The organism is Candidatus Fermentibacter sp. (assembly GCA_030373045.1).
Taxonomy (GTDB): Bacteria; Fermentibacterota; Fermentibacteria; order Fermentibacterales; family Fermentibacteraceae; genus Fermentibacter.
This window is the reverse complement of record JAUCPW010000054.1, coordinates 35,710-51,888: the sequence shown is the minus strand read 5'-3', so window position 1 is coordinate 51,888 and position 16,179 is coordinate 35,710. Positions and strand designations below refer to the sequence as shown.

The following is a 16,179-nucleotide window of genomic DNA, read 5'->3' as shown; positions in this document are numbered from 1 at the left end:
TATCGGCCACGGGCTTTCGACCCGTATTATGAATATGTTCACTCACGGTTCATGTGTGATGCCCCTGCCCGGGCCGTGGAGCAGTTGCCGCCGGTTCGGCAGGGGTTCCGATATCCATGCCATGGGGGCGGTGATGGGCGAAAGGCGCGGGAGGGCCGGGGGTTTGGCGCTCTGGGTGCGCAGGGCCGTCGCTCTGCTGTGGAAGCTCGTCCTCACCTGCATCGGCACGGGGCTGTTCGCCCTGGCCGTGCGCGGCTTCTACAAGCCCAACTCGCTGATGTCCGGCGGCGTCACGGGGACGTCCCTCCTGATCAACCACCTCTCGGGCTTCCCCGTCGGCCTCGGGGTGCTCCTGTTCAACATCCCCATCTTCCTCCTCGGGATCCGGTACGTAGGCAGGCGGTTCGCCGCTCTCTCCGCCCTCGGCGTGGTCCTCTTCTGGCTCGTCGCCGACTTCATGCCGCTCGAACCCCTGACCCTCGATCCGATGCTCGCCGCGATCTTCGGCGGCGTGCTCGCCGGGCTGGGCACGGCTTCCGCCATAAGGGCCGGGGGGTCGCTGGGCGGGTTCGACATCCTCGCCGTCGTGGTCAACAGGAAGTTCTCGACCGGTGTGGGCGAGGTGCTGATGGTCCTGAACGGGATCCTGGTGCTCGCCGCCGGAGTCCTCGTGTCACCGGAAACGGCCATGTACACCCTGATCGCGATCTTCGCGTCGGGGCGCACCGTCGACCTCGTGCAGACCCCCCGCCCCCGAAAGGCCTTCCTCGTGATGACCCGCCACCCCGGGCGCATCCGCGAGAGGATCGTCTCGGAGATGGGGAGGGGGCTCACGGTCTGGCGGGCCGACGGAGGGTTCAACCGGGGCAACCTGACCGTGCTCCTGTGCGTAGTCACGAAAATGGAGATACGGGAGCTCTCCGAGATCGTGAAGGAGGAGGACGAGCACGCCTTCACCGTCGTACTCGAAGCCAGCGAGGTCTTCGGACGCTTCAGGCACCCCGCCGTCTTCCAGAAGTTGCAGAGGCTCCAGGCATGGAACCGCGACGAGCACTACTCACCGCCGGACTGAAGGCCGGCATCCGCCGGGTGCGGCGGGTCCACCGCGACAGGAGGATACGAGTAATGGGTTCGACCGGCCATCGGCATCCGATGCTCCTGCTCCTGATCCTTCTCCTGTCAATCGCCGGGACGACCCGCGCCGGCACCACCGGGAGCCTGTCCGGAACCGTCGAGGACTCGGACGGCAACCCCCTGGCCGGCGCCAGCGTGATCGTGGAGGGCACCGGCCTCGGCACGATGACCGACGGCGAAGGGACGTTCCACATCTATGCGCTCGATCCCGGGTACTACACCGTCACCGCCCGCATGGTCGGCATGACGGCCGTCTCGAAGGAGGGCGTCAGGATAATCACCGACCAGTCCACCGGGGCCGACTTCGTCCTGGACGTCGAGGCGGCCGGATCCACCGTGATCGAGGTGAGGGACCAGAGGAGCCTGATACTCGAGACCGTGCCCTCGACGATCTACGTCATCGACAGGGCCGAGATGGATCTGATGCCCGTCCCGGACCTGCTGGGGATCATCGACAGGCAGCCCGGCGTGGTCTCCAGCGGCGGCGTCCTCCACGTGCGCGGCGGCAGGGCGGGCGAGGTGGCCTTCCTGCTCGACGGGATCCCGGTCGTTTCCCCCGTCGACAATTCCTTCAGCTCTCTCCTCCCCGTGTCGGCGGTCGCCGAAGCATCGATAGTGACGGGAGGGGCCACCGCAGAATACGGCAATGCCATGTCGGGCGTGGTGAACATGGTCTCGCGGGAGGGCGGGGACACCTGGGAGGGGGACGTCGAGGTCCGCGGCGGCGATCTCAGGGAGTTCGGCTTCGAGTCGCCCGCCCTGAACTATTCGAGTCCATCGGAGAACGACAGCTTCAGGAAGGGCTGCTTCGACGCCGAGGTCTCGCTGGGGGGTCCCGAGCCACTTTCCAGTTATCTGCTCCCGTCGATCGGGATTGAGATACCCTGGGATCTCAGGCTTTTCGGCTCGGCCAGGCTCCTCGAGAGCGGGCGGTCCCTCGAGGACAGCAGGGGATACTGGGAGAACAACTGGCAGAATCTCGCCAGCGGGTCGCTCAAGCTGTCCGGGAAGCCCTCGGCCTCCACCAGGTTCTCGATCCTGGGCTTCTACAACTACAGGCAGTCGGGCTGGGACGAATGGGCATGGTCCCGGATGGACGAGCCGGTGTACATCGAGGGGGAGCCCTATCTCGGAGTCGATCCCGACTACTCCATCCCGGTCCGCTTCCAGGAGATCGGAGGGGCGACGGCGTCACTGACGCAGATGTTCACAGAGGACTCGTTCCTCGAGATGAGGCTGAACCAGAACCGGTTCTGCCACTGGCGCAGGATCGAGAGCCCTGACGGGGGCTGGTTCGGGGAATCGTATTCGCCGTCCGACTGGCTCACCGTGTTCTTCCCGGATCCCAGGCTCGCAGACACGCTGGGCTTCTACCACAGGGGGCTCCATCCAGAGGTATGGCTCGATTCGCGCAGCACAGTCACCAACGGCCGGATCGACTACACCGACAGGCTCTCCGATCTCGTCGAGTTCAAGGCCGGCATCGAGGGCTCCTACTACGACATCTATGACTACAGCGTGTACCTGACGGATGGAGGGGCTGCCAACGTGAGCCTCTGGAGGGCGTATCCCTCGTCGGGGGCGGCCTACGGCCAGGTGGCCCTCCGCTTCGGGGGCGGGATGGTCATGAACGTCGGGTTGAGATATGACCTGTTCATGCCCAACTGCGACAGGTTCGACCTCGCATCCAGCAGCCTTGTGGACGTCGAGGACAAGCACCTGCTCAGCCCGAGGATCGGGATATCCCACCCCGTCACCGACCGCGACGTCTTCTTCGGGACGTACGGCACCTACTTCCAGATGCCCAACATGAACGAGCTCTTCTACGGCACCGACTACAACCTGTCGAGCATCTACTCCATCGTCGGCAACCCGGACCTCGACGCAGAGAAGACATCGGCCTACGAGGCCGGTTTCAGGCACAGGATGGACGAGGAAGCCTCGATCTCCTTCTCGGCCTTCTACAAGGACATCACCGGGCTCGTGCGGACGACCGGGTACGACAGCGAAACCTACGACTACTACTTCATCTACGAGAACGACGACAGCCACGGCACGGTCTGGGGCGGCGAGGCCAAGTTCCTGGACCTGCCCGGCGGCTGGTGGTTCTGCTCCGCGGGTTACTCCTACTCCGTCGCCAGAGGCAGGTATTCCGAATCGTCCGAAGCCTGGGAGTACGGGAGCGAGGGGATCACGATCCCGTACACGAGCGACAGCTACCTCGACTGGGATCAGAGGCACTCGGCCGACGCCAGCGTCGGCTTCACGGTGCCGGAAGGCACCTGGCCCTCGATCGGCGGCTTCGACGTGTTCGGAGGGATGAGCATGATGGCCGACTGGGCTTACGGCAGCGGCTTCCCGTTCTCTCCTCCGTCCTCGGGTCCGGTGCAGACCCAGGCGAACACCGAACGCTACCCCTGGAACATGCAGACCGATCTCAGCCTGTCGAAGGCGTTCGGGATGGGTGGCACCGAGGCCGAGGTGTCCGTCACGGTCTACAACGTGTTCGACCGCAGGAACCTGATCACCATCTTCGACACCGGCCACTACCTGGAGACGGGTGAACCCGGCGGGACCATGGAGAACCCGGGGGCCTGGGCCCCGGCCAGGCATGCTTTCGCAAAGGTGGAATTCTCATGGTGAACGAGACCGGCTGGTTCCGCAGCAGCACCTTCGGCCCGGCCCTCATGCCGCTGGCACTCGTGCTCGCATCCGCAGGCTGCCACGATGTCACCGAGTATTCTTCCGAGGGCCAGGTGGGCGTCGCGGTGGTCGACCGATCGGGCATGACCGTGGAAGGCGTCATCAAGGGCTTCGAGGGAGGCAGGGCGATCTGCTCGGTGGGCGGCGACAACTTCATCGTGTCGAGCAACAGGGGCAGGCTCTACTGGGGCGACGCCGAGGAATTGACGATAGAGAACATGTACACGGTCGGGCTCCCCTTCTCGAGCGGCTACGGGAGCATAGCTCCGGGGGCGAGCTCGGTGTACGTGATCGGCGGCTATGGCAAGATCCTCCAGTTCAGCCTCTACAGCAGGACGGTCATCGACGAGTTCGAGGCGGGCCCCATGCCGGCAATGCTCTGCCGGGCCTGCTTCGCGCCGTACATCTACGTAGCGGATGGACAGGAGCCGGTGGTCAGGGAGGTGTGGATGTCCGACAACACCGTGCACGCGGAACTCGAACTGCCCATCCCCACCACGAGCCTCACGACCTGCATGCCGCTCGACACTCTCGGGCTCCCCGTGGATTCCGTGCTCATAGCCGCCTCGCGGATGGAACCCCTGGTCTACTACCTGAGGCCGTTCTCCGGGATGTCGCCTCTGCCGGAGACCCTCCTTGTGCCCGTGTCCGATGCGGATGCGCTGCAGGATTCGTCCCTGTTCTACCTGGCCCACCGCGACTTCGGAGAAGGCGGGCGGGTGACGAGGCTGTCCCTGTCGGGGGGGATGGCCCCGGGATTCGAAGAGCAGGGGGTCGAACTCGAGGGAAGCGTGAACTGCATCTGCGTCGATGAGACCTTCGGTCTGCTGTACGCCGCCTGCTACGGATCAGGAGTGACGCGGATCTACGAGATCGATGCCCTGGACGACATGCAGGTGCTCAGATCCGTCGATCTGGACGGGTATGCATGGGACATGACCCTGCAGGGGACATTCGGGCAGCGGCTGCTGGTGCTTACTACCGAATAGGGATCTCCCCGGCCCACTCGAGGGCGTGCTCGAGCACCGGGTCGACTCCCGCGGCGAAGTCTGCCTCCGTAGCCTCCACGAAGACGTCCGGCGGCACCCCGGCCTGCCTGACCCATGTCGTCGAATCCGCGCGGATGATGGTGGAATCGGGCATGGAGTAGCCCCCCAGGCCCGGTAGTTCATAGGACCAGACGACGTCTGGCCGGCGCATCGTGGTGTCGCCCATGGTGGTCGCGTTGGGGATCTCCGAAACCATGCAGGCGAACTGCTCGGACACGTGCATGTTGCCTTCTCCTATCAGCACCGCCACCGGCCCGGTGAAGCTGTCCATGCTCCTCGACACGTACCGGGGATGGAGAGGGCAGAAGTCCTCGTGCCCCGGCCCGCTGCGGCTGATCGTGAAGTATCCGACCACCGCCTCCCTGTTGAAAACGCGGCAGATCTCGCCGAGCGGCGCACCAAATGTGTCGCCCTCGCTCATCCTGGCGTCGAAGATCATCTCCTCAATTTCGGGATGGCTCGCTATCACCTCATCCAGTTCGGCGTTGTTGACATAAAGGCTGAGCAGCAGGAAATAGATGGTGTTCCCGAACATGCAGTAGCCCCACGCATCCTGGTGCATCCAGACGAAGCCCTGCGGCTCGAGGTATGTCATGAGGACCACGCTGTCGCAGTTGGGCGTGACCTCGAGGGGATGGGTGGATGAATCCCCGATCGAGATCCCCGGGTCCTCCAGTTCGGCGCACATTTCGAACAGGATGTTCTCGATGTCGGCCTGGCTCATCGCCTGTTCCGCCATGGCCCCGTACTCGGCGTGCAGGGCGTCCCAGTCGGCGTCCGACAGGTGGAAGTTGACGTAGTAGCGGTCGAAGGTGCGCCACACCAGCTCGAACTCGCTCATGAGGTCGTCTTCCGAGCCGAGGTCGACCGGGTCGAAGACATCGCACGACGCCAGCAGCATGGCCGCCGCCAGCACCGTGACGATCGTCGCGCCGGTAGGCCGCATCATCAACGGATCACCGCCAGTCTCTGTGTTTCGATCCGGTCTCCCGAGGAGCACTGCAGCAGGTAGATGCCGGGCGCGTCGGGCGTGAACACGACCTCGAAACGGCCTTCCGGTGCCTCACCCGAGAAGAGCCTGCATGCAAGCCTTCCCGAGGTGTCGTACACGTTCAGCTCGAGAGGGCCGGGGATGTCTCCGGCGGCGCTCACGCGGGCCGATCCGCGGGCAGGGTTGCATTCGACCCTGAAGAGGGGAGCCGGCCCGGATCCGCCCTCTTCGATCCCCGTCCCGCCCCATCCCGCGACGAGGGCCATCATGTACCACCAGGCGCGGCCCTTCTGCGTGCAGCTCCCGGCGGTGGTGTGACCGTATTCGTCTCCGTAGAACTGGGGGTGCTCGGAGGGTATCTGATACGACCCGTATGTGTATGTGTGCTGCTCCCACTGCTGCGACGCGGGGTCGAACCACCAGCAGTCGAGGTCCTCGAAGTCGAACAGCACCTTGTCGTTGGCGGTGCAGTAGTCGCGTATCTGCTGGTTGCGGAGCCACCTGTTGTAGCCGGACGAGCCGGTGGACTGGGCGTTCCCCGTCATGTAGACGAACGTGACGCTGGGGTACTCGCCCTCCAGGAGGGACATCGCATCCAGATAGGCCTGCACCTGATCCTCGGAGTAGCTGTCGCACTGGGTGCACCAGCTCCACATCGAGGTGGAGATCGTCGGGTTGGCGTCGAGCACCGCCCTGGTCATGTCGAGCCCGTCCTCGGTCTCCCAGTACAGGTCCGGGGTGATGTAGCCCTGGCCGATCTGGCCGTCGAAAACGCAGTAGGCGCCCGGAGTAGACGGAAGGTAGCAGTTTCCGATCGAAACGTCGTAGTAGGAGTTCCATTCCTCCACGAACTGCATCCCGTACGTGAGCTGCGATCCGTGGGAGGTGTGGGCGTAGTGGGAGTCCATCGCCCTGACTGCGTCGATCCAGGACAGGGGGACATCCTCCAGGTCCGTGCAGGAGTGGTCGACGATGGTCTGCGCCATGGCCGCGCCCGCGGCGAGCGCGAGCGACAGCGAGATCAGCAGGAGAACCTTCATCTCCGGTCCTTCCGATAGGGATCGGCATCCGGCTGCATCCACCCGGACCGTGCATCGGGCAATTTATGCAGTATCCGGTAAAAGCGCCAATCTGCCGGCGGGTCGGAGGGGGGCCCGGCGAAACGGAGGAGGGGCCCCGGCGTAGCCGGGACCCCTCGGATGCAGGATCGCCCTACTCGGGGAGCTTCTTGAGGCAGAGGAACCAGTCGAGGCACTCGTAGTCGGTGCCCGCGCCGTTCACCCTCTCGTCCGCCTTGTCCGTGGTCGGAGGGGGCGGGATGATCACCTTGTCCCCCGGGCGCCAGTCGGCCGGGGTGGCGACCTTGTACTTGTCGGAGGTCTGCATCGCGATCAGCAGCCTCTTCAGCTCGTCGAAGTTGCGGCCGTTGGAGAGCGGGTAGTAGATCAGGGCGCGGACCTTCGCCTCGGGATCGATGTAGAACACGGCCCTGACGGCCTGGGTGTCGCTGGCGGACGGCTGCACCATGCCGTACTTGTAAGCGACTTCCATCGAGAGGTCGGCTATGACGGGGAACTTCACATCCATCCCCTTCATCCCGTTCCATTCGAGCTTCTCGCGGATCGTGCGCAGCCAGGCGATATGGCTGAAATGGCTGTCGATGGAGAGGCCCAGCAGCTCGCAGTCGAGGGCCCTGAACTCGTCCTGCATCCTCGCGAAGCTCATGAACTCGGTGGTGCACACCGGCGTGAAGTCCGCGGGATGGCTGAAAAGGATGACCCACTTGCCCTTGTAGTCCTCGGGGAAGTTGACGACGCCCTTCGTGGTGACGGCCCTGAAGGCCGGGGCGGGATCGCCGATCAGGGGTATGCTGGCCTCCTCTTCGCAGCAGCACTCGTCCATGTGGTCATCGCACATCAGGTCATCCTCCTTGTCGGTTTCGGTCATGAAGTGTCACTTACCCTTTCTTCCAGGTTCATCCCCGCAAGGCGCTCCACCTCGCCCGGCCCGGGCCCGGGGCGGGTTCAGGTAACGCCGCTTTCAACGCAGCAGGATAGGCACAGCCCCCTCACGTCGAGGCGGGCGCCCCAGACCCTGCCGAGCTTCCATGCCTCGTCCGGGACCTTCAGGCTGTCGAGCTCTTCGCTCTCGAAGTCGAAAGTGCCTCCGCATCGAGCGCAGGTGAAGTGGTGATGCCTCACGAGATCGGCATCGAACCTCGCCTTCTCGCCCGACTTGTTGACCGTGCTTATGAGGCCCAGCTCGGACAGTTTCCAGAGCGTCCGGTAGACGGTGTCCAGAGAGACGGTGGGCAGGCGCCTTCGCACGCATTCATGCACTTCGGCCGCGGAAGGGTGGGAGCGTGAATCCGCCACTGCCCTGTAGACTTCGATGCGCTGCTGGGTAACCCTGCAACCCGCTGTGCCCAGCACTTCTCTGAGCCTGTCCATCAACGGATCGCGCCTTGCCATCCCCGCTCTCCCGATAGTGTACTTTATGATAATAATTCCTGATAAGGCGTATGTCAACTTTTCAACGTTGCTTCCACGTGTGGTGGAAAGAATCCCTCGAAGAAGCGTCAAAATCTCGACAGACCTGGAATCCGGGCTGTTGTGGACGAAAAAGCTGTCCCAGGTGCAGCATTATGTTGTGGGATAGGTGGAAGCCCTGGAGAAATATGCCGGAACCCCATGCTGCGCCGTGACTTATCGGTTGCACGCCACTGGAGACCCTGTCTATATTTTCCCCGATCCGGTCACTCCTGTCAAGAGATTCGGCATGGATGCCGGTCTTCTGTGCCGGAGCTGATGGGTCTGGTAGTTCCACAGACGGCACACCCCCTCGGAAAGGACAGGTATGACGGAGGAAACCACCAGGAAGGCGATGTTCCGGTGGCTTACGGGTTCCGTGATGACCTCCATCAAGCTGCTAGGCAGCAGGCAGATGAAGGTGTTCACCCGGGGCATGAGCATGGTCTTCGTGAACATGCTCAACCGGGAGGCCGGAGAGCCCCTCAGGGACGGCATGGATGTCCATGGCACCCTCGAAGGCTTCAAGAAGCTCGAGGTCAGCATGGATCAGGCCGTCGACGGCGAGGTGTCCATCACCGACAAGGGCGAGACCATCGAAGTCGTCGTCAAGACATGCTCCTATGCCGGCCTCTGCCAGGACCTCCTGCCCGCCCTGACGGGCACCGGCGAGTTCAGCGAGTCCACGATACCCTGCATGCGCTGCAGCAACTACTCCGCTGCGCTTGGTCTCTTCAACAAGACGAAGTGGCCCTACAGGCTTTCACAGTATGCACCGGGAGCCAGGTGCACGGGCGTCCTGAAGAAGCTCTAACCGGACTCTGGAGGCGGAATTGGCCTACGACAGCATAGTCAACCGCTACCTCGGGACGCTCGGTTTCGACGCCGACAGGTCCAGGCTCGCCATAGGCGGAGTCGAGGTGGCTTTCCACTGCGACAAGTTCAACACGAGGATCCTCAAGAACATCGAAGACGTCATGGGCTACGAGGACGGCGGCAGGCTCCTGCGCGAATGGGCCGAGAAGACGACCCACGAGTCCCTGGCGAAGTTCTTCAAGGGCGACTCCGAGTTCGCGGCACTCGCCCCCCGCGGGAGGGTCGAGGCCATCCTCGAGCTCTTCAAGGTGCTCGCCTACGGAGCGGTTTCGATCAAGAGCTTCGGAGACGACGGCGCCGTCTTCAGCTCCCCGTACTCCTACCTCGCCGAAGGCTGGCTGGAGAACAAGAAGGCCTGGGGCTGGACCCTCCGCCAGGGCCCTGCGTGCCACGACATGTGCGGCCATCTGGCCGCCGCGATGTGCATCGCCTTCGGCAAGCCCATCGGAGCCTTCACCGCCGTCGAGACTTCATGCCGCACGATGGACGCACCCGAGTGCGTCTTCGAGATCAAGGGGGCCTAGCCATGGCTGTAAACGCAGAAGTCATAAGGGACGGCGTTCTCGGCATGGGGCTCAGGGGCAACCCCGAGACCGGCCTCCTCCGGGGATTCGGCGTCATCCTCGCGATCAACACCGTCGACTATCTGATCGAGCGCGAGATTGCCTTCCTCAAGGCCTTCCCGACCGCCGAGCCCATGGCCGAGAAGGCCCTCGTCGATGCAGCGCAGTGGTGCGCCAACGCCACCTTCGGCGGCATGATGAAGTCCGCCGAGTGGGCCGGCCTCATAGCCCCGATGGTCAAGACGAAGGTCGACAGCCTCGAGGCTCTCCACGCGGTGCAGAACGTTCTCGGCTGGGGGAAGATCGTCGGCTACGAGCTCGACGAGGCGGCCAAGACCTACACCCTCAGGGTGAAGCACTCCTACTACTGCAAGAACTACATCGACAACCACGGCATCTCCACGAAGCCCAGGTGCTACATGTGGCAGGGTGTCGCCGCGGGCAACATGGATCTCGTCTTCGGCAGCAAGGTCAACGACTTCGAAGCGGTCGAGACCCTGTGCGAGGCCAAGGGCGACGACATCTGCGAGTTCAGGGTGAGGCAGAAGCGCGCCCTGTTCGATCTCCTGTAGCGTATCGAGGGGCGCCCGGCCGCCGGGCGCCCCCTTCCCCCTCGAAGGCACGCGGGAGGCGGGCATGATCAGGAGTCCCTTCGCTCCCTTCTTCCCTTCCCTCCCGGATTCGGGGTCCTATCTCGACAGCGCGGCCAAGACCCTCACCTGCTCGGCCGCCCTCGAGGCCCAGCAGAGCTTCTACCGCGAGTTCGACTGCAACATCGAGCGCGGCATCTATGCCAGGTCCGCGATGGCCTCCGACATGGTCGAGGGGGCGAGGACCGAAGTAGCCGTGCTCCTGGCCTCCTCTCCCGAACGCATCTCGTTCGCTCCCTCCACCACCCACGCCCTGAACTCGATCGCCCTCGGCCTGCCGTGGCGGGCCGGCATGAAGGTGGTCACCACCGTCCTCGAACACCACTCGAACTTCCTGCCCTGGCTCGCCCTGAGGAGGCGCGGTGTGGAGGTAGCGGTGCTCCGGGCGTCACCCGACGGCTTCCTCGATCCGGACGACATGCGGAAGGCCTGCGACGGCGCCTTCCTGGCGGCCTTCACGCACGCATCGAACGTGACGGGCTCCGTCCAGGACCTGGGCGCACTCGCTGCAGCGGCATCCTCCGGAGGGGCGTTCGTCGTCGTCGACGGGGCGCAGGCCCTCTCGCACTCCGAGGTCGACATCAGCGGTCTCTGCGTCGACGCCTATGCCTTCTCGGGGCACAAGTGCTTCGGCCCCACGGGCACCGGAGCCTTGTTCATCTCGCCGGAACTGCGCGAGGCGCTCGACCCGGCGATCCTGGGCGGAGGCTCCGCGTCCGACTCATCCCCCGAGGGATTCGAGGCAGTGAAGGATCCGCCCCACAGCGCTCTCGAACCGGGAACCCAGAACATCGCCGGCATCCTGGGGCTGGGAGCCGCCGCGGCATTCCGGCTCGGGATGGACCATGACCTCCGCCGGCGCCATGCGGACGAGATCACCGCGCGCTGCCTCGAAGGCCTCCGCGGGATCGAGGGGCTCGAGCTCCACGGGCCCAGCGGCATGCGGTCGCGCCTTCCCGTCTTTTCGTTCTCGGTCGAGGGGCTGTCTCCGCACATGCTTGCGATGAGGCTGGATCATGAGTACGGGCTGATGACCAGATCGGGCAACCACTGCGCCCCGACGCTCTGGCGGACCCTGTTCGGCAGGAGCCGGGGCGGGGTCAGGGCGTCATTCCACGACTACAGCTGCATGGCGGACGTCGACCTGCTGATCGCCGCCATGGGAAGGATAGCATCGGATGCCCGGAAATGACCGCATTCTGGATATGGGGGGAGGGCCCGCGGCCTTCGTGGTCCTCACGCTCTGTTCCTACGGAGACAGGGGGGACTACCAGGTGCTTCCGAGGCAGGCGGTATCCCTCGACCTGCATGCCATCCTCGACCGCCTGAAGGCGGCCGGGAGAAGGGCCGCCCTCGACGCCGGGACCAGGCTCCTTGCCGAGATAGGCGAATGCCGCCTGATGCTGTACTCCGAAGGCCGTGCGGTCATGGAGAGCGTCGTACCCGACACATCCGATGCCGCCTGGGAGATCTACTCCTGCATGCTGGCGCCCTGCGCCGATCCTTGACGCGCATGCCCCCGGAACCCTCGTCTACCGCATGTAGACGAGCCGGACGGACTGCGAGCCTCCCGAAGCGGTCCTCAGGCGGGCGAAGTAGACGCCTGCCGCAGCCTGCGAGCCGTCGGAGAGGGCCCCCGTCCAGGTGACCATGTGCGTCCCGGCATCCAGATTCCCGAGGTCGACCGACGCCACGATGCGTCCCGACATGTCGAAGAAGTCGATCGATGCGGAGGACTCGACGGCAGTGCCTACCGAGAGGTGCACCTGACCGAAGGATGGATTGCTCTCGATCCCGATGGTTGCGGTATCGATGCAGCCCCCGGGGATGCCCGTCGCAAGGCCGTACCAGAAGAACGCCCCGTTGCCCCCGAATGCACCCATGTCGTTCCTGACCGTCCCCATGGCCGGCCAGAGAGCAAATCCCGGCTCCGCCGGATCCTCGGGGTCGTAGTAGGCTGGTGCAGGATCACCGGCGTCTATGCAGGGAGAACCCGTTGCGAGATGGTAGGGGCAGTACGAACTGGCCCAGAACATCGGATCCGACTCGATGTTCCCCGCGCCCATGGACACAGGGCCGGAAGTGCCGCCGGGCTGGATGTCGCTGTACAGGACCGTCACCGGGACGCTGCCTGCGTTGACCAGGCTGGGGTACGTCTCCCACAGGATGCAGTTGCGGACCTCGACCTCGGAGTCGTCGCAGTAGATGCTCATCCCGTTTCCGACGAGCTGGCCCGAGAACGTGCAGTTGACGAATCCGGCCACGCTTTCTGTCACGTAGACGGCGCTGCCGTAACCGCTGTATCCGGCCCTGTTCTGCCAGAAGCAGCAGTTCGTGAACTCCAGACCCGACCCTGACGCGAAAACCGCGCCTCCATAGGGGGTCGCAAGGCCGTTCTTGCGGTCATCGATCCTGTTGCTCCTGAAGAAGCAGTTCTCCACATCCACCGAGATGCAGTCCTCTGCGCGGAAGGCGGCGCCTCCGGTCCAGTTGGCATCGACGATCTCGTTGTTCTCGAAGAGACAGCCGCTTATCGCGACCGAGGGGCATGAGTGGAAGTCCGTGGTCGCGGTCATTCCAACGTACCGGTCGGAGAAGGAGCATTCTTCGATCGACATGGATGTCGAGAGCGCTCTCAGGCTCCAGTTGGTCGTGAAAGTGAGACCTTCGAGATAGACGGTCTGGCCGGGCGAACAGACATAGAGCGCCGGCCCGGTGTCCCCCTCGGACTGGAGCGAGGTCGAGAGACAGCCCTCCTCGCCGATGAAGTGGAGGCTCTTCCCCGAAAGGGTGTCGCTTGCTGTGTACGCTCCGGGGGCGATCATCACCGAATCCCCCGGAGAGGCGGCGTCGATGGCGCCCTGGATGGTGGGATATACCTCCGGAACGTGCAGTTGTGAGGCGAAGCAGGCGAGGGGAGGCAGCAGGAAGATCAGCGCAGTCTTCATGGCTCTTCCTCCGTTCGTGCCGTAAATACCACCACGACTCCACGACTCGCATTCCGCGGCTCTCCGGTCGAAGCGCGCCGATCCGTCGTCTGAACTATATCATGTTCAATCAGGGGATCAGAAGTCGAACTCCTCCACGCTCCCGTCCTTCATGTGCCAGATGAAGCCCTTCGCCCCCGAGAGCCGGAATATGGAGAGGGCATCCCAGCCGTACTTCTCGACGACGGGCTTCAGGAAGGCGAACGGCCCCTCGACGATGCTCCGCTTCAGGGGCTCGTCGGCGAGCTTCTGCATGCGGCCGCGCAATCTCATCTGCATGCCTTCCTTCATCCCCCAGTAGCAGAGTTCGGTTGCGGGGTTCGCAGTGAGCTGGAGGCATACCTGCTTGTTCGATCCGGTGCAGAAGGTCAGCCCGTTGTCGTCTATGACCGGGGTCTCCATCGCACGGACCCTGGGCTCGCCGTTCTCGATCGTGGCCATGTAGCTGGTCGGATTCCTCCGGATGAATTCCAGCGCTTCGCTCCTCGTCATGGATACTTCCTCCCGTTATGCCCGGTGACCGTCGTCTCCGCGGCATCGGATGTCGGTTGAACGCCCGGGTTTGTTGCCCTAGCGGATCACTACAACCTGGGCCGACGCCGTCTCTCCCGTCCCGGTCTCCATCCTCAGGATGTAGACCCCCGGTGTCCCGATCACGAAGACGCCTTCGGAGAGGGTCGATTCCCCCACCAGCCGGCCGTCGATCGAGAAGATCGAAACCGTAGCGGGCGCCTGCAGCCCTTCGACGCGGTACTCGACTGTTCCTGTCGAGGGGTTCGGGCCGGCGACGAGCGCGACCGGCATGCCGGTTCCGCCTCCGCCGATGCCGGTGCCGAACAGGTCGCTCATCTTCACCATGTGGGAGTTCAGGACCTCGTCATCCACGGGGCTCTGGACGAACGTGGTGAGGTAGAGCTGGTCCCAGTCCCATTCCGGCGGGATCTCGTAGATGATCTGGATATCCTGGGACTCCGGAGCCGTGCCGAACGAGACCGGCATCCCGGTGGTCGAGCAGAGGTTCGCGCGCAGGCCGAAGTTGTAGTCGATCCCCTGGGAGGCGTAGGTGCCCGTGCCCGGCACGCCCGATTCGGTGAGCATGGCGTTCAGGACCGCATCGGTGTCGAGGCCGATGTCCGTCGCCAGGCCGATCGTAAGGGTGCCGCTCTCGGAGGTCGAACCGGAATCGGCCGAGACGTCTATCGAGAGGTAGCACGGGACGGCCATCCTGGTGTCGAAGTAGCCGTCCATGGTCGAGAGGGGCCAGCAGTCGTACAGGCCGTCCATCATCACCGTCGGGAAGGCGGAGATGCCGTAGTAGGAGAGCCGTGCCTGGTTGTCGGCCGGGCTGGAGGCATAGAACGGGTCGGTGGCGCTTCCGTAGTGGACCACGAAGAGGGACGCATCGCCGGGATGCTCTGCGAGGAACTGCTCGACAGTGACCGCACTGCCGGGGCAGGTGCCTCAACCGTCCCAGGTGAACTCCTCGAGGAGCACGCATCTGTCGGCGGCGGATGCGACCGATGCAAACAACGCCAGCAGCGACACGAAGACGATTCTCATTCCGGACCTCCCGTGAAACCGGAACCGGGCCTGCTGTTCGAAGCAACAATACATCTATCCCGATGGATGGCCACATTCGCGAATGATGCCGGCAGGCAGGGCACCACGGGACGGCGGATGGCTCCCGCCATGCATCTGAGGCTCCTAGAACCCCAGCACCGAGTCGACGCCGGGCAGGTCGAAGAACTGCGATGCTGCGAAGACCGCGTAGAACAGCAGCAGCCCCACAGCCTCCAGCCGGGTTATCCTGAGGTTGCTGGTGACGAAGAGCTGTATGACCACGGTCGCCAGCACGAGGAAGGGCATCGCGAACGAGAGCATCGAGGAGGAGACTGCTATCGGCGAGATGAGGCAGCATATGCCGAGTACGACCATCTGCGTGAAGATGTTGGAGGCATAGACCTCGCCTATCGTCACGTCGGCCTTGCGCTTGAGCGTGGCGGACAGGCTGATGGCAAGCTCGGGCAGGCTAGTGCCGAACGCGAACAGCACGACGCCCATAGCAAGGGCGGATATCCCCGCCGCCTCCGCGAGCCTCGTCCCGGAATCGAGTGCGAGCTTCGAACTGCCGATCACGCCGGCTATCCCGACGAGGATGAGCACGAGCGGGAGATAGACCGCCCTGAACCTGGAGATGCCCTGGATCCTCGGTTCGGCTCCCTCGCGCGCGGTCCGGAGGACGCTGATGATGTAGGGAACGTACAGAATAATCAGGATGCATCCGTCGGAGCGGCTCAGGAGGCCGTCCATCGACAGGATGAGCACGAGGGCGGAGGAGAGGATCATCCAGCTCGACTCCCTCTCCTGCACCTCCCTGTGGATGTCGATGGGATGGAAGAGGGCGCAGACCGCCGTCACGAAGGTGAGCGTCACGAAGTTCGAGCCTATGACGTTGCCCACGGAGATGTCGGAGGCGCCGCGGGCGATCGCGAAGGCCGAGACGGTCAGCTCGGGGAGGCTCGACAGCACGCTGACCCCGAGGACGGTCACGACCAGTTCCTTGACACCGAGGAACCGCGCGAGGGGCGTGATGTTGCGGATGATCACCTCGCTGCTCCCCCACAGGAGCAGCAGCCCCAGCACGAACAGCGCTGCGTCCATCAGTCCCCCCGGCCGGTGCCTGGTTTCAGATTGTTCA

General features: G+C 64.2%; 16 protein-coding genes. 8 read left to right on the top strand and 8 right to left on the bottom strand.

The features are described from left to right. Window positions 1–163 precede the first annotated feature (163 nt). The 3 genes from QUS11_09270 to QUS11_09260 are packed head-to-tail and all read left to right on the top strand — an operon-like array spanning window position 164 to window position 4,826. Window positions 164–1,072 (top strand): YitT family protein, encoded by a 909-nt coding sequence (locus tag QUS11_09270; GenBank protein MDM7993491.1) that lies wholly within the window; start codon window positions 164–166, stop codon window positions 1,070–1,072. Between the two features lie 53 nt (window positions 1,073–1,125). Beyond that, window positions 1,126–3,777 (top strand): TonB-dependent receptor, encoded by a 2,652-nt coding sequence (locus QUS11_09265; protein ID MDM7993490.1) that lies wholly within the window; start codon window positions 1,126–1,128, stop codon window positions 3,775–3,777. Next, entirely contained in the window at window positions 3,771–4,826 is a 1,056-nt protein-coding gene (locus QUS11_09260) for a hypothetical protein (protein MDM7993489.1), read from the top strand. Before QUS11_09265 ends, QUS11_09260 begins: the two co-directional genes overlap by 7 nt. Here the strand turns inward: QUS11_09260 and QUS11_09255 are convergent. From QUS11_09255 to QUS11_09240, 4 genes are all read right to left on the bottom strand, one after another. Then, complete coding sequence (locus QUS11_09255) at window positions 4,816–5,835, bottom strand: S41 family peptidase (protein MDM7993488.1); 1,020 nt, start codon at window positions 5,833–5,835, stop codon at window positions 4,816–4,818. The genes QUS11_09260 and QUS11_09255 overlap by 11 nt on opposite strands. Beyond that, a complete protein-coding gene (locus tag QUS11_09250) occupies window positions 5,835–6,917 on the bottom strand; it encodes a hypothetical protein (protein ID MDM7993487.1) in 1,083 nt (360 codons plus the stop codon). The genes QUS11_09255 and QUS11_09250 overlap by 1 nt, the downstream gene beginning before the upstream one ends. A gap of 172 nt (window positions 6,918–7,089) precedes the next feature. Next, a complete protein-coding gene (locus tag QUS11_09245; protein MDM7993486.1) occupies window positions 7,090–7,824 on the bottom strand; it encodes a peroxiredoxin in 735 nt (244 codons plus the stop codon). A 77-nt stretch (window positions 7,825–7,901) separates the two neighbouring features. Further along, window positions 7,902–8,327, bottom strand: coding sequence for a transcriptional repressor (locus QUS11_09240; GenBank protein ID MDM7993485.1), 426 nt, complete (start codon window positions 8,325–8,327; stop codon window positions 7,902–7,904). Window positions 8,328–8,733: 406 nt separating this feature from the next. Here QUS11_09240 and QUS11_09235 point away from each other — a divergent pair, with 406 nt between their 5' ends. The 5 genes from QUS11_09235 to QUS11_09215 all read left to right on the top strand — a co-directional run bounded on the left by QUS11_09235 (window position 8,734) and on the right by QUS11_09215 (window position 12,002). Further along, a complete protein-coding gene (locus tag QUS11_09235) occupies window positions 8,734–9,219 on the top strand; it encodes a hypothetical protein (GenBank protein ID MDM7993484.1) in 486 nt (161 codons plus the stop codon). 19 nt (window positions 9,220–9,238) lie between these two features. Then, window positions 9,239–9,805 (top strand): hypothetical protein, encoded by a 567-nt coding sequence (locus QUS11_09230; protein ID MDM7993483.1) that lies wholly within the window; start codon window positions 9,239–9,241, stop codon window positions 9,803–9,805. A gap of 2 nt (window positions 9,806–9,807) precedes the next feature. Beyond that, entirely contained in the window at window positions 9,808–10,416 is a 609-nt protein-coding gene (locus QUS11_09225) for a 4-vinyl reductase (GenBank protein ID MDM7993482.1), read from the top strand. Between the two features lie 64 nt (window positions 10,417–10,480). Next, window positions 10,481–11,686 (top strand): aminotransferase class V-fold PLP-dependent enzyme, encoded by a 1,206-nt coding sequence (locus tag QUS11_09220; protein MDM7993481.1) that lies wholly within the window; start codon window positions 10,481–10,483, stop codon window positions 11,684–11,686. Continuing rightward, window positions 11,673–12,002 carry a hypothetical protein gene (locus tag QUS11_09215; protein MDM7993480.1) on the top strand — a complete coding sequence of 110 codons (330 nt, stop codon included), beginning with the start codon at window positions 11,673–11,675 and terminating at the stop codon, window positions 12,000–12,002. The genes QUS11_09220 and QUS11_09215 overlap by 14 nt, the downstream gene beginning before the upstream one ends. 24 nt (window positions 12,003–12,026) lie before the next feature. Here QUS11_09215 and QUS11_09210 read toward each other — a convergent pair whose 3' ends face one another. The 4 genes from QUS11_09210 to QUS11_09195 form a co-directional block, all read right to left on the bottom strand. Further along, the gene (locus QUS11_09210) at window positions 12,027–13,442 is read right to left on the bottom strand and encodes a FlgD immunoglobulin-like domain containing protein (protein ID MDM7993479.1); all 1,416 of its coding nucleotides are present in this window, start codon (window positions 13,440–13,442) and stop codon (window positions 12,027–12,029) included. A gap of 117 nt (window positions 13,443–13,559) precedes the next feature. Continuing rightward, window positions 13,560–13,973: a pyridoxamine 5'-phosphate oxidase family protein gene (locus QUS11_09205; GenBank protein ID MDM7993478.1), complete on the bottom strand. Its 414-nt coding sequence runs from the start codon at window positions 13,971–13,973 to the stop codon at window positions 13,560–13,562. A 78-nt stretch (window positions 13,974–14,051) separates the two neighbouring features. Then, complete coding sequence (locus QUS11_09200; protein MDM7993477.1) at window positions 14,052–14,870, bottom strand: T9SS type A sorting domain-containing protein; 819 nt, start codon at window positions 14,868–14,870, stop codon at window positions 14,052–14,054. A 315-nt stretch (window positions 14,871–15,185) separates the two neighbouring features. Continuing rightward, window positions 15,186–16,142 (bottom strand): calcium/sodium antiporter, encoded by a 957-nt coding sequence (locus QUS11_09195; protein ID MDM7993476.1) that lies wholly within the window; start codon window positions 16,140–16,142, stop codon window positions 15,186–15,188. Window positions 16,143–16,179 lie beyond the last annotated feature (37 nt).